The organism is Streptomyces sp. NBC_00435 (assembly GCF_036014235.1).
Taxonomy (GTDB): domain Bacteria; phylum Actinomycetota; class Actinomycetes; order Streptomycetales; family Streptomycetaceae; genus Streptomyces.
Genome location: NZ_CP107924.1, coordinates 2,903,174 through 2,916,898 on the forward strand (window position 1 = coordinate 2,903,174; position 13,725 = coordinate 2,916,898).

General features: G+C 72.2%; 10 protein-coding genes. 6 read left to right on the forward strand and 4 right to left on the reverse strand.

Translation table 11 applies throughout. The features are described from left to right. Positions 1-200 precede the first annotated feature (200 nt). The 6 genes from OG389_RS13370 (at position 201) to OG389_RS13395 (ending at position 8,059) form a co-directional block, all read left to right on the forward strand. The gene (locus tag OG389_RS13370) at positions 201-2,321 is read left to right on the forward strand and encodes an FtsK/SpoIIIE domain-containing protein (protein ID WP_328298698.1); all 2,121 of its coding nucleotides are present in this window, start codon (positions 201-203) and stop codon (positions 2,319-2,321) included. A gap of 293 nt (positions 2,322-2,614) precedes the next feature. After that, positions 2,615-3,496, forward strand: a complete 882-nt coding sequence (locus OG389_RS13375; protein WP_328298699.1) for a bifunctional DNA primase/polymerase — start codon at positions 2,615-2,617, stop codon at positions 3,494-3,496. Positions 3,497-3,498: 2 nt separating this feature from the next. Next, positions 3,499-4,974 carry an ATP-binding protein gene (locus OG389_RS13380; RefSeq protein WP_328298700.1) on the forward strand — a complete coding sequence of 492 codons (1,476 nt, stop codon included), beginning with the start codon at positions 3,499-3,501 and terminating at the stop codon, positions 4,972-4,974. A gap of 468 nt (positions 4,975-5,442) precedes the next feature. After that, positions 5,443-5,679: a helix-turn-helix transcriptional regulator gene (locus tag OG389_RS13385; RefSeq protein ID WP_328298701.1), complete on the forward strand. Its 237-nt coding sequence runs from the start codon at positions 5,443-5,445 to the stop codon at positions 5,677-5,679. Positions 5,680-5,751: 72 nt separating this feature from the next. Next, on the forward strand, positions 5,752-6,999 hold the full coding sequence (locus OG389_RS13390; RefSeq protein WP_328298702.1) for a tyrosine-type recombinase/integrase: 1,248 nt from the start codon (positions 5,752-5,754) through the stop codon (positions 6,997-6,999). 400 nt (positions 7,000-7,399) lie between these two features. Then, positions 7,400-8,059, forward strand: a complete 660-nt coding sequence (locus OG389_RS13395) for a hypothetical protein (protein WP_328298703.1) — start codon at positions 7,400-7,402, stop codon at positions 8,057-8,059. 122 nt (positions 8,060-8,181) lie between these two features. On the opposite strand, the gene OG389_RS13400 is transcribed toward OG389_RS13395, so the two are convergent. The 4 genes from OG389_RS13400 to OG389_RS13415 form a co-directional block, all read right to left on the reverse strand. Then, on the reverse strand, positions 8,182-9,468 hold the full coding sequence (locus tag OG389_RS13400; protein WP_328298704.1) for a thioester domain-containing protein: 1,287 nt from the start codon (positions 9,466-9,468) through the stop codon (positions 8,182-8,184). Between the two features lie 68 nt (positions 9,469-9,536). Next, positions 9,537-9,944 (reverse strand): single-stranded DNA-binding protein, encoded by a 408-nt coding sequence (locus tag OG389_RS13405; protein WP_328298705.1) that lies wholly within the window; start codon positions 9,942-9,944, stop codon positions 9,537-9,539. A gap of 135 nt (positions 9,945-10,079) precedes the next feature. After that, entirely contained in the window at positions 10,080-11,906 is a 1,827-nt protein-coding gene (locus OG389_RS13410) for a GTPase (RefSeq protein WP_328298706.1), read from the reverse strand. A gap of 4 nt (positions 11,907-11,910) precedes the next feature. Continuing rightward, positions 11,911-13,527 carry a dynamin family protein gene (locus tag OG389_RS13415; protein ID WP_328298707.1) on the reverse strand — a complete coding sequence of 539 codons (1,617 nt, stop codon included), beginning with the start codon at positions 13,525-13,527 and terminating at the stop codon, positions 11,911-11,913. Between the last annotated feature and the right edge of the window lie 198 nt (positions 13,528-13,725).

The window sequence follows — 13,725 nt, forward strand, 5'->3', positions numbered from 1 at the left end:
CGAGGGCGCCCGCGAACGCGAAGCCCAAGAGGCCGCCGACCTGGCGGAAGCCGAGAAGGCCGCCCGCAAGGCGAAGGCCAAGGCCAAGACCCTCAAGCGCAAGTAGCTGTGCCCCGGGGCGGCCGCCTCTCGCCAAAGAACGCCGGCCGCCCCGGGCCCCACCCACCCTGAGCCAGTCAGTGAGAGCAGGAGCTTTCAGCATGACCGACAACGTCGTTCCCCTGTTCAAAGACCCCTCGACCGACACCGACACGCTTACCGCGGCTTCCCCCACCCCGGCCCCCGTCGCCGCTGACGTGGTGCGGCCGGTTCGGATGTGGAAGCGCACGGCGCGCGGTGTGCGTGCGGCCGTCACGAGCGAGCAGACCCGCACCGCCGCTCGGCTGGTCGCCCGCCACGGCATGTACGTGGTCGGGGGCACGAGGATCACGGCGAAGCGGACGTGGGACGGACGGACCGCGTCCCGGTACGAGCGGATGATCCGCGCCGCTGAAGCGGGCGGGAACTTCGAGGAGGCCAAGGAGTGGGAGGACCGGCTGCAGCGCTTCCGTACGGGCCGCCACCACCGGCGCATGGACCTGCTTCGCTCCGCCCCCGACCTCGCCAAAAGCGCAGCCGTCGGCACCGGCCTCAGCGTCGGCGGCCTCCTGCTGCTCGGCATCGTGCTGGCCATAGCCAACAAGGACATCTCGTGGGTGCTCGCCCCGATCGGCACGGTGATCGAAGCGATCCGCATGATCGTGGTCGTGGCCACCGTCGTTTGGGGTCCCGCGCTGGTTGCCGGGCCCTGGTTGGCCTTGCTGGCTCTGTGGGGCGTCGGACGTCGACAGCAGACCGCACCGCAGTGGATGCTCCCCGCCCGGCAGCGTGACGACGCCGGAGCGCCCATCACCCCGTCCATCGTCGTGACTGCCCTGCGTGACCTTGGTATCGCTCCGCTGAGGGGTGCGATCAAGGACATGGGGGATGCCGGGGCCGCGATGCTCGGCCCGATCCGGATCGCCGGATGCGGCGTCGAAGTCGACGTCACCCTCCCCTCCGGCGTCTCCACCGCCGAAATCCAGGGACGTCGGCGCAAGCTCGCCGAGAACCTCGCCCGCCACGAGCACGAGGTCTTCATCACCTTGCCGGCCGCCGCTCGCACGGTCCGGCTGTGGATCGCCGACTCCGGCGCACTGGACGAGCCGATCGGCCCCTCCCCACTGGTCACCGACGTGACGACGACCGCGAACTACAAGTCGGGCAAGGCTCCGTGGGGTCAGGATCTGCGCGGAGATGCGGCGGCCCTGAGCGTCTACCAGCGCCACCTGCTCATCACGGGCCTGTCGAACCAGGGCAAGACCGCTTCCCTGCGCGCGCTGGCCCTGTGGCTCGCCAAGGACCGCACGGTCGAGTTCCGGATCGCCGACCTGAAGGGTGTGGGGGACTGGGGCATGTTCGACGGGCTGGCCACCACCCTGATCCAGGGGCCGACCGATGAGCACGTCATCGAAGCCACCGAGATGCTCGAAGGGCTGGTCGCGGAGATGGAGCGCCGGATCCAGGCCCCGCCCGGAACCGTGTTCACCCCGCTCGTCGGCATCGTGGACGAAGCGCAGGTCGCGTTCATGTGCCCGGCCGTCGGGGACGACAAGCGCCCGTACGGCGGGTCTAAGGCCACCTCCCGCTACTTCATGGCCGTCCGGAAGATCCACAACCAGGGCCGCGCCGTGGACGTGACCCTGTGGGAAGGCACGCAGGACCCCACCGACCAGAACCTCCCCAAGCTCGTCCGCGAAGGCGCCCACACCCGCATCTCCCTCGTCCTGGGCACCGAGTCGCAGGCTCGCATGGCCCTGGGAGACAAGGCCATCGACGGTGGGGCTGCACCGCACCTGCTGCGCCAGGGCCTCGACAAGGGCACCGTCGTGGTCGCCTCGGACGGCATCTCCGTCCCGGCCGGTCAGGCGTCCATCACGGTCCGCACCCACTTCATCGACACCGAGCAGGCCGCCGAGATCGCTGAGCAGGCCAAGGCCCTGCGCGACGGCATCACCACCGCCCACAGCATCGACCACGGACCGGCCCTCGACCCGCTCGCGGACATCCTGACTGTGCTCGGCACGGACTCGCGCGTCCTCACGCAGGACGTCCTCAAGCGGCTGGCCGCGCTGAACGAGAAGGCGTACGGGGGCTGGTCGTTCCTCGACCTCAAGCGCGTCCTCGACGGCACCGGAGCCGACCCGTACAAGTCGGAGGGCCGCATGTCCATCAGCCGCGAACGCCTCACCCGCGTCCTCGCCAACCGCCCCGACGCCGGTTCCGCTTCCGCCGCCGAGTAGAGGGAGCCGACCCCGATCCGGTCAGGGAGGCAGGGAGAACTCCCTCGCCGCCTCCCTGACCCTCCTCCCCGGGCTTGACCAGCGGAAATGATCTGTCAGGGAGGCAGGGAGGCACCGCAGGTCAGACCCCCGAAACCCCCTCCACAAGCCTCCCGGCAGGGGGTGCCCAAGGCTCCCTGCCCGCTCGGCGGCAGGGATTCCGTTTTACCCGTCCGAACATGCCGAGAGCGGCCCCCCTCACGCCAATGGTTGGGGCCGCTCTCGTCCAGAACGCAAGAACTGGAGAGACCAGCATGACCCACCCGACCGACTTCCCGCGAGACCCCAACCGAGCGGCCTTGCCGCCCAACCTGCGTACCGCGCTCTGGCTCGCCGAACTCGGCATCCCCGTCCTGCCCCTGCGGGAGGGCAAGCTCCCCGTCGGGAACTGCCCGGCCTGCACCAAGTCGGCGTGCGGGGACCGCCCCCACATGCTGGCGGCCGGACCCTGCCAGTGCGCGGCCCCGTGCCACGGCTGGGCTGCCGCCACCACCGACCCGGCCGTGCTCACCTCCCCGGCATGGGCCCGCTCCTGGCGCCAGGCCGGAGCGGTTGCCTACCACCCCGGCGGCGCTCGCCTCACCGTCGTGGACCTCGACAACGCGGACGCGGTCGCTTGGGCCCGCCAGAGCCTCCCCGCGACCAAGGTCGTGCCGACCACTAGGGGTGAGCACTGGATCTACCGGGGCGCCATGCAGTCCTCCAACCACGTCCGGCGCGGCGTCGACATCAAGTCCCTCATGTCCTACGTCGTGTGGCGCGGCCCCGGCACCGGCCCGATTACGGCCCTGCCGGACCTCGTCCGGGCGCTGGCCGTCAGGGAGGCACCGGCCTCCCGCCTCGCCCCGCTCACCGTCACCGTGCCCACGGAGGCCGGGGGCGAGTGCCGGCACCGGAGCCCGGTCTACCTGGAGCGCGGTATCGCCATGGCGGAGCAGTCCATCGCCGGGGCGCAGGAAGCGATCCACACGAGCGTCTACCGGGTGTTCCTCGCGGTCCTGTCCAGGCACGGCCGGTGCGGCTGCCTCACCGAGGGCCACGTGAAGCGGCTGTTCACCGCCGCCCACGACAAGGGCGAGTCGGCTCGGCACTGCGAGGCCGCCTGGTCCAACGCCCGCACCGCATTGGGGATGTGACCGTGCCCGAGGACGAGAAGAACCCGGCCCGGCAGATCATCACCGACTACGCACGGGCCCACTTCCGGTACTTCCGTACCACCGAAGGCACCGTCTACGCCCAGAAGAACGGCCACCCCGTCGCCCGCCCGATCCGCTCCCAGGGCACGACCGGCAGCCACCGGCAGGAACTCATGGTCGGCCTGTTCCACGACGGCCACGGCGTGTTCAACGGCACCGCCCTCAAGGAGGCACTCGACTTGATCGAAGCACTCGCACTCAGCCAGGACGTCCAGGCCACCCACATCCGAGTGGCGCCCGGTTTCGATGGCGCGACCTGGCTCGACCTGGGCCGCGACGACGGCCAGTCCGTCCGTATCCACCCCACGGGCTGGGACATCCTCACCCCCGACCCGCGAGAGGTGTGCTGGCGCCGCACCCAGCTCACGGGCGAACTCCCCCTGCCCGCGAAGGACACCGACGGCAAGGGGATTGACGCTCTGTTGCGGCTGACGAACTTCGCCAACGCCGAAAGCGAGTGCCTGGCCATCGCATGGCTGATCGGTTGCCTGGAACCGGTCGTGCCTGTCCCCGCCCCGTTCCTCACCGGCCCCCAGGGCGCCGGGAAGTCCACGGCCGGCCGGATGCTGGTACGGGTCATCGAGGGCATGACCGGCGACCTGCGGCGCGCGCCGAAGGACGAGGAGAACCTGATTACCGCCGTGGCCGCCGGGTGGGTCACGGCCCTGGATAACCTCTCCCACTTGCCCCCGGACCTGTCCGACCTCATGTGCTGCATCGTGACCGGCGCCGAGAGCATCAAGCGTGCTCTGTTCACCGACGGGGACGTCGTGCGCTCCCGCTATCGCCGCCCCATGCTCCTGACCGGGATCGACGTCGGCGTGATCCGGCCCGACCTCGCTGAACGTCTCCTGCCGCTGCGACTGGTCCGCCCCCAGGTGCGCCGCACGGAAGCGGAGCTGTGGGCCGAGTACGCCCCCGCTCTGCCCGTCATCCTCGGATCCCTCCTCGACCTCACCGTGAAGGTGCGGGCCACAACGGCTGGCATTCCCTCCGACCTCCGCATGGCCGACTTCGCCCACCTGTGCGCCCAGCTCGACGCGGCGACCGGCCTGAGCTCGCTGACCGCCTACCGGGGCAGCCTCGACGACCTCAACGACGACGTCATCGAAGGCGACCTCCTCGCCCAGACCGTCCTCAAGTACGCCGCCGCCCTTGATGCGGGAGCGGAAGAGCAGAGGACGTCCACCGAGTGGCTGCACGCCCTCACTCAGCTCTACACCGGCGACGACTTCCGCCCCCTCCCCAAGGGCTGGCCGACAACGGGCAAGGTCTTCTCCGACCGGCTCAAGCGGCTTCAGCCCACCTTGGCCGCGCGGGGCGTCCTGGTCGACTGGGGCCGCACCAAAACCGCCCGCTACATCGAGATGACCCGCCCCGCCTCGACGTCGCCCGACGTCCAGCAGGCCGCTTTCTAACCGGTCGCCACGGCGGTCCCGGAACAAGCAAGAGGAGCACCCGCCCCCGGGGGCGCAGCGTGCTCCTCTTGCTGTTCCGGCGGCTTGCCGCCGCTGCAAGGGTCGCGCCGCGCAGCGGCCCGCTCTTCGCGCTCTAAGGCGCACCCCACCACAACAGAAACCCCTCCTCTTTTTCCTAAGAGAAGAGAGGCTGCGTCACCCACGACACCACCCGCCTCGAAAGCACCCGCGACCTGCACAAACACCGGTGACGCAGACCGCCAAAAGCGCGTCACCACACGTCACCCACGTCACCGCTCTACGTCACCTGATGACACGGGTGACGTAGAGCGGTGACACACGACCGCACCCTGAGTCACCCAAAGCTGCAGGTCAGGCAGCCAAGTGACGCGCCTGACGCCGATGACGCAGAAATCCCGACCTCGGACAGACACGCACCACCCGCCCACCAAATCCGCTGGAGGAGCAATGCCCGCCCACAGCGACCCCCGCGCCCTCTTGCGCGGCGGACTCCCCGACCGATACCTCACCCCCGACGACATCGCAGCCCTGTTCGACGTCCCACTGGAGACCGTCTACCAGTGGCGCAAGAAGCGCACCGGCCCGCCCGGGTTCCGCGTCGGCAAGCACGTCCGCTACGACCCGATCGCCGTACACGGCTGGATCGCAGAGCAGATGCAGGCGGACATCAGCGTCGCAGCCTGACTCCCACCACAACCGCCGAGGGCGGGCCCGCACGGGCCCGCCCTCCCCCGTACGCCCGGAAAGGCACATCACGTGGCAGGCCACATCCAAGACCGCTGGTACAAGAACGAAGTCGGGCCCGACGGCAAGACCCGCCGGGTCAAGACCGACCGCTACGGCACCGGCATGCGCTACCGAGCCCGGTATGTCGGCCCCGACGGCACCGAGCAGTCACAGAGCTTCGCGGACCGGCAGAAGACCAAGGCCGAGAAGTGGCTGACCCGAATTCAGGCCGACATGGACTCGGGGCAGTTCTTCGACCCGAAGGCCGGCCGGATCACGTTCCGCGAGTACGCCGAGAAGTGGCTCGGTGGCCTGACGACCGACGTCGTCAGCCAGGAGGCGGTGAAGAGGCGGATTCGCCTTCACGCCGTTCCCCACCTGGGCACTCGCCCCATGGGATCTTTCCAGCCGGAGCACGTGCGCACGTGGCTGAGCGACCTCACGACGTCCCTGCCCAACGCGACGTACCGACGCGCGATCTATGACTCGGTGTCCTCCTTGTTCAACGCGGCCAAGGACGACGGAGTGATCCGTTCAAACCCCTGTCACGCGCAGTCGGTCAAGGCCCCGGAACCTGCGCCACGGCTGGTCCAGCCGTGGTCGGAGAAGCGCGTGCTGGCCGTCCGCGCCGGGCTTCCCGATCGCTTCGCTGCCATGGTCGACATCGGTGGCGGTTGTGGTCTTCGTCAGGGCGAGATCTTCGGTCTGGAGCGAGACAACATCGACACGGCGACGGGGTGGCTCAACGTCCGGCAGCAGGTGAAGCGGGTCGGGGGAAAGCTCGTGTTCGCACCGCCGAAGCGGGGCAAGCTCCGCGACGTGCCGTTGAGCCCCGTCACCGCTGCGGCGCTGAGCGCCCACATGACGCGCTTCCAACCGATCGAGGTGAAGTTGCCTTGGAAGACCCCTGACGGGCCGCTGGTGGCCCGTCAGCTCGTCTTCACGAGCACAGTCGGCCACGCCATCTGGCGAAGCTACTTCGATGACCACGTGTGGAAGAGCGCCTTGGCGTCCGCCGGCGTCATCAGGCCGAAGGAGCGGGGCAAGCGGTACGCTGCGGCACCGGACGACGGCATGCATGCCCTGAGGCACTTCTACGCGTCCATGCTCCTGGACAGCGGCGAGAGCATCAAAGCGCTGAGCGTGTACCTGGGGCACTCGGACCCCGGCTTCACCCTCCGGATCTATACGCACCTCATGCCGAGCAGCGAGCAGCGGACACGGGCGGCGGTCGCGGCGGTGTTCGGCGGCCCCCAAAGCGGCTCTGAAGCGGCCTGACGGCCCACAGACGGCCCACGGCCCCTAAACGGCCCCTGATGGGCGGCTCCGCCGCAGGTCAGGGGCCATATCGGGGCTTGTTTGCGCCAGAAACACCCCATCTTGCCTGACGTCCATCCCTCGGGGGAAACCCGTTCGGCCCCCGGGGCCCTGACCTGGGCTCCGCCACCAGGGGTGGCCTGCGGTGCCGACGTGCCGGAAAAGGTGCCCGCCGCCGTCCGGTCACGGGGCTGGGTCGCCGGCGCGAGGGCTGCACACACGTCAATGCGGCCTTCCGGCGCTACCGGACCCGGCTGATGATGTTACTTCGACGAGATCCGAACGGACTTCGGCCGGCTCTGGGGGCAGTGGGAGAGGATGACTCGGCGCGATGCGCGGCCGGGGTAGGGGTGGGGGAATCGTGGACAACGGACTGATCGCGCTCGGCGCCGCCGTCGTGGGTGTGGCCGGGACGCTGCTGGCGACCGTGCTGTCGCAACGGATGCTGGCCCGGGTGCAGGCGGCGCAGTTCGACCGGGAGCAGCGGGGCGCGCACGCGCGGTGGCTGCGGGAGCAGGAGGTGGCGGAGCTGGACCGCAGGCGGGTCTGCTACGCGGCGGCGAACACGGCGTACCGGCGGTACCGGATCGCCCTCATGTACTTCCTGTGGCTCGTGCACAAGGCGCAGGTCACTCCCCAGGAGCGGGCGGCGGTGGAGGAGGCCCGCAACGCCCACCACGCCGCTTTCGCCGAGGCCCAGATGATCGCTTCGGCGGCGGTGCTCGCGGAGCTGGACCTGATGACGGTGGCGCTGTCGGAGGCCTACCGCCGGACAATGCGGCTGGAGGAGGGCGATCCGGCGCCGGGCGGGTCCTTCGAGGAGATCCACGCCGAGCTCCTCCGGCTCACGGAGGGCTGGACGGGCATGCGGGGCGTGATGCGGGCCGACCTGGGCGTGGACGCGGCGCCCCCGGGGCCGCCCCTCGCGGACCCCACGCTGATGCCGACGCGCGCCGCGGCCGCCCCGGTCCCGCCGGCCCGCACCCCGGCCCCGGACCAGGCCCCGGGGCGGGCGACGTAGCCGACGGGGCCCCAGGGCGCGCGGGCCGGGCCGGCCACGGGGTGAGCGGGCCGGGCCGAACACGGGGTGAGCGGGCCGGGCGCGGAGCGGGCGCCGGGTGAGCGGGTGGGGTGGTGGCGGGGTTACTCCGGGGTGTGGCCCTGGTTCGGGGTGGGGGTGTCCTCCAGGGGGCGCTTGCGCAGGAGGAGGACGACCAGGCCGCCCAGGACGACCAGGCCCACCGCCAGGGAGGCGATCACGGGGGTGGCCGCCGAGCTCCCGCTCGAGGCCAGCCGCGCCTCCGCGGTGTCCGGACCCGCCGCGGGGGCCGCCGCCGACAGTGCGCCCAGCGTCGTCACCCCCGTGCCCGGGGCCGCGGCGTCGACCGGCTGGGCGGCCGGGACCCGCGGCCACCTGCCGGTCGCCGTCGCCACCGCGGCGGACTCGCTGGAGCCGGCCACGATCTGGACCTGCGCCGGGACCCCGCTGGTGAAGACCCGCCCCACCGGTACCCGGGTGGACCCGCGCAGGACGATCCCGGCGCTGCCGTCCGGCGTCCCCTCCGGCACCTCGAAGAACAGCTGGCCGCCGTTGGCGGCGACCGTGACCGGCCGCCCCTCGGCATCCACCACCCGCACCCCCATGGCCAAGGCCGCCGCGTCCGGGGTGACGCTCACGCTGTGCGCTCCCGTCCGTACGGTGACCGGCCCGATCCGGGTGCCCAGCGCCCCCGACACCTCGCCGGGCTCCACCGCCAGGGAGGCCGGCGGCTCCGGCAGCCGGGCCGCCGCCCGCTGGAGGTAGTCGGCCAGCTTCTCGGCCTGCGGGTCGACGGCCTCCACCCGCACGCCCTCGGCCAGCCGCCAGATCGCCACCTGGGTCCCGGCCGCCGCGCTCTCCGCGGTGAGCGCGGCGGCTCCGGCCGCCTTGGCGAGCCCGGCCAGGTCGTTCAGCTGGGGGTAGGAGTGCTCCAGGACCCAGCGGATCCGGCCCGCCTCGGCGTTCCCGCCGAGCGGCGTACCGCTCCACCCGCTCTCGGTGTACCGGGCCTGGGGCTGCGCGTTGCCCGTGATGCCGACTCCGTACGTCTGGAGCATGCCGCCGCCGTCGACCCGCATCTCGTACAGCCCGGCCGGGATCTGCCGCGCGGAGCCGTCCGCGCCGCGCAGGACGGCCTGCCCGTACGTCTTCAGCCCGTCCAGCACGGCGCTCGCGCCCTCCGGTGCCCGGGAGGCCGTCGGACCGGCGGCGGCGGCCACCGTGCCCGGCGCCGCGGCCAGCGCGGCGGCGAGCAGCGCCCCCGCGATCGGCCGCCGCGCGGAGCCCCGTACGGCCGCGGCGGGCGCGGCCCGCCCGGGGTCGGCGACCCGCGGAAGAGCAGGCGCGGGAGCGGGAGCAGGAGCGGAGGATGCGGGAACGGCAATCGACACAGTCTTCCCCTTCGGGCCGGAGGCCCAGGTGCCCGTGAGTACCGTGGAATCCTAGCTTCCTCGAACACTCAGACCACCGCTGCCTTCTGAGTGCCCATCAGCGGGACATCCGTCCTGACGACCCGCCTGAAGGCCGCCGTACCACGGTTCAGGTCGTGACCGATGGCGGTCGCCTCGATGTCCGCCGAGAACCAGCGGTTCCCCTCCCCGTCGGGCGGATCCTCGCGCACCCTCAGCCGCCCGTGGACCACCAGTGGTTCGCCGACGGAAACGGAGCCGGCGAGGTTCACGGCGAGTCCGCGCCGGGCCCACACCGTGTAGAAGCTGGTGGGCGCGTCCGCCCAGGCCTCCTTCTTCCGGTCGTAGTACCTGGGGGTGACCGCGAAGCGGAAGCGGGCCGCAGGGCCGGTCGGCGTGTCCTTGTAGTCGATCTGGGTGGCCACGTAACCCACCAGCGTCACCTGGGTGTCGTTCATCCCGGTCGTCCTCCCGGGGCCCTGCCGCGCGCCGGACGACGCGCGGCCCGACCCGCGTTCCGTACCCGCCCGGACCATCCGGACGGGGTACGGCCATGCTGGCCCGGTCCGCCGGAACCCGCTGGAGCCTGTGGATCAGTGACGACTTGTGGACAACTTCGCCACCGTCGCGTACTGCTCGCGCACCTCCCGGTAGCGCAGCAGTTCCGCCGCCACCGGCTCCAGCACCCGGGCCCGCCCGCAGCCTGCCGCGGCCTGCCGCAGCCGGCGCTCCGCGTCCTGCCCGTACCGCCTCGCCGGGCCCCGGGCCCCGATCGAGCAGGCCCACTCCACCAGCGGCCCGCCGACGATGCCCGCCAGCATCAGCAGCACCGGCGGCATCAGGCTCGGCTCCAGGACCCCGGCGATCTGCCCGACCAGCCACAGTCCGCCGTAGATCTGGAGCAGGGTCATGGCCGCCTGCACCAGCACCGCCGCCGGCCACCACGAGGGCCTCGGCGGCCTGGCGCTGGGCACCGCGATCGCCGCGCCGAGGGTCACCGCGATCTCGTCCAGCGCCTCCGGGAGCCGTTCGGCGCCGCGGACCGCCGTCTCCCGTACGGCCTGCGCCCACGGGTCGGGCAGACCGCGGACCGCCTCGTCGGCGACGGTCCGTACGGCCTGTTCCACGCGCTGGCGGGCCGTCACCTCCTCCTCGATCGGCAACTCTGCGGCCGTCTGGGAGCGCCCGATGGCCGCCAGGGCGGCGAGCCCGGCCAGTGAGCGTGGGGCGCGCCGGCTCTCGTACCACCGCCACAGGCGCAGCCACGGGGTTCCGCAGGCCTTGCCGGCATTGCGGCGCCAGGCGCGCTCGGCGGCGAGCCCGGCCGCGTACGCGCCGACCGCCTCGGCGAGCCGGTCCTCGAACTCGGCGCGCGCCGTCTCGCCGATCTCCGGCCCGGCGTGGCCGTCGGCGACGTAGAGCGGGCGCAGCCGGGCGGCGGCCCGGTCCACATCGGCCGAGATGCGGCGGGTGGCGGCGCCCTTCTCCTGCGTGAACTGTCCGAGCATCTCGCGCAGTTCCCCGACGCCTTCACCCGTAAGGGCGGAAATCCCGAGGACGGTGGCTCCGGGTTCGTCGTGCTCTCCGAGGGCGATCCCGTCGTCGTCGAGCAGTCGGCGCAGGTCGTCCAGGACGAGGTCGGCGGCTTCCGCGGTCAGCCGGTCCACCTGGTTCAGCACGACGAAGGTCACCTCGGCGTGCCCGGCCAGCGGGCGCAGGTAGCGCTCGTGCAGGACGGCGTCCGCGTACTTCTCCGGGTCGACCACCCACACCACGGCGTCGACGAGGGCCAGTACCCGGTCCACGTGTTCGCGGTGCGCGCCGACCGCCGAGTCCAGGTCGGGGAGGTCCACGAGGACCATTCCGCGCAGCGCCTCGGCCTCGGAGGTCTCGCGGGGCCGGCGGCGCAGCCGTCCGGGGATCTCCAGCCGGTCGAGCAGTCCCGCGGCGCCGTCGGACCAGCTGCAGGCGATGGGTGCGGCGGTGGTCGGCCTGCGGAGCCCGGTTTCGGAGATCTGCACTCCGGCGAGTGAATTGAAGAGCGTGGACTTGCCGCTTCCGGTGGCTCCGGCGATGGCGACGACCGTGTGCTGTGCCGAGAGTCCGCGGCGGGCCGCCGCCTCGTCCAGGACCCGGCCGGCTTCGGCGAGGGTCTTGCCGTCGAGGATCCGGGTGCGGGAGAGCCCGATGAGCTGGCGCAGCGCGTCGAGGCGGACGCGCAGTGCCTGCGCCTCGGGGCTGAGCGGGGGCGCGGGGGCCTTGCCGCCGTCGCTTCCGGCGCCGGAGACCGCCCGTACGAGTGCTTCTTCACTCTCCTCCTCGCCGGTCGCGGGCCAGTCGTCGTCGGCGACCCGGGGGCGCGAGCGCGCGATGAGTCCGTCGTCCCAGCGATCGTCGGTCCGGTCGGTCAGGGCGGTCACCGCGTCACCTCTCCTTCTGCAGTACGGACAGGGCGGCGATCAGCTCGGCCTGGGGTTCGGGGCTCACTTCGAGCGCTTCGATCGGGGCGAGGCGGCGGTCGCGTTCGGCGCGGAGCACCTCGTCGAGGTGTTCGGCGACGAGTTCGCCGCCCCGGTCGCGCAGCCGTACGGCGGCCTGGACTCCGATCCGCTCGGCGAGCTTCTCCCCCGCCGGACGGGCCCGCTTGCCGCCCAGGAGGGCCGCGACCAGTAGGGCGGCGACCCCGTCGGGGTCCGGTGCGGGCTGCTTGTCGAGGCGGGCGACCTCTTCCTCGGCGAGTTCCTCCAGTACGCGCCGCCAGCGCCGTACGGCCATGCCGATACGTTCCGCCGCTTCACGGTCGGGGGCGGGCAGGTCGACGGCTCCCGCGGCGGGCTCGCGCCGCCAGGCGTCCGCGATCCGTTCGTCGGCGGCGGCGACGGCGCACTGGAGCAGGGCGGCGAGGGATTCCGCGAGGGAGTCGAGCAGTTCGTCGGCGCTGGTGTCGAGCGGGTAGCCGCGCCAGCGGGTCAGCGCGTCCCCGGCGAGTACGGCGCCCCGGTCGAGGCGAGTACGGACCCTCTTGCCCTCCCGCTTGTACGCGTCCTCGACGGCGAAGGTCAGCCGTACGGCGGCGGCGTGCTGCGCGGCGACGGCCGAGGCGAGCTCGGGCATCCGGCGCCCGAGGGAGTCGAGCGCGCCCAGCGCGGTGCGCCCGACGGCGTACTGCCGGGCCGCCGGGTCCTGGGCGTGGTGGGCCAGCCAGGCGAACAGCGGCGCCACCGCGCTGGCGGGAAGCAGCCCGCCACCGCCCGCCGATTCGGGCAGTTCGGGGACCGTGAAGCGGGGTACCTCGCCCAGCCCGGCCCGGGTGAGCAAGGCTCCGTACTGCCGGGAGACCTCGGCGAGCACCTGGTGCGGGACCCGGTCGAGGACGGTGACGAGGGTGGCCCTGTACTGCTTGGCGGTGCGCAGGAGGTGCCAGGGGACGGCGTCGGCGTACCGCGAGGCGGTGGTGACCATGACCCAGACGTCGGCGGCGCAGATGAGTTCCGCGGCGAGCGTCCGGTTGTCGACCACGAGGGAGTCGATGTCGGGGGCGTCCAGGATGGCGAGGCCCCGGGGCAGGGTGGACACGGTCTCGATCCGCAGTTCGCGGGTGGCGTGCCCGTGGTCGTCGCCGTGCCGGTGGGCGGTCCTGCGGGCGGGCGGGACGGGGTCCTCGTCGTCCTGGGGGGCCCAGACCCGCAGCAGGTCGGGCAGCACCCGCACCCCGGCGAACCAGTGATGATCATCCGGATGGCAGACGAGGACGGGGGTGCGCGTCGTGGGCCGCAGAACGCCTGCTTCACTCACTTGGCGCCCCACGAGGGAGTTGACGAGGGTGGACTTACCGGCTCCGGTGGACCCGCCGACAACGGCGAGCAGCGGAGCCTCCGGCGCCTTCAGCCGGGGTACGAGATAGTCGTCGAGCTGCGCGAGCAGCTCAGCTCTGGTCTGGCGGGCGCGCGGGGCGCCGGGCAGGGGCAGCGGCAGACGCACGGACGCCACCCGGTCGCGCAGGGCGGACAGGGCATCGAGCAGCTGAGGCCGAACATCCAAGGTCACCACATGCGAAGAATGCCCAATTTAGGAGCATTTTTGAAGCTTATACGCCCCCTGCGCGCCGATCGCGACTCCGGCGGCGCATCCTGGACAGAGCGGACGAGTGGGGCGCAGGCATAACGAGTGCACAACACCCAGGGCGCCACGACGCAAAAGCGGTGCGCGAATCGCACCTGCCTGCGATTATCGGGACCG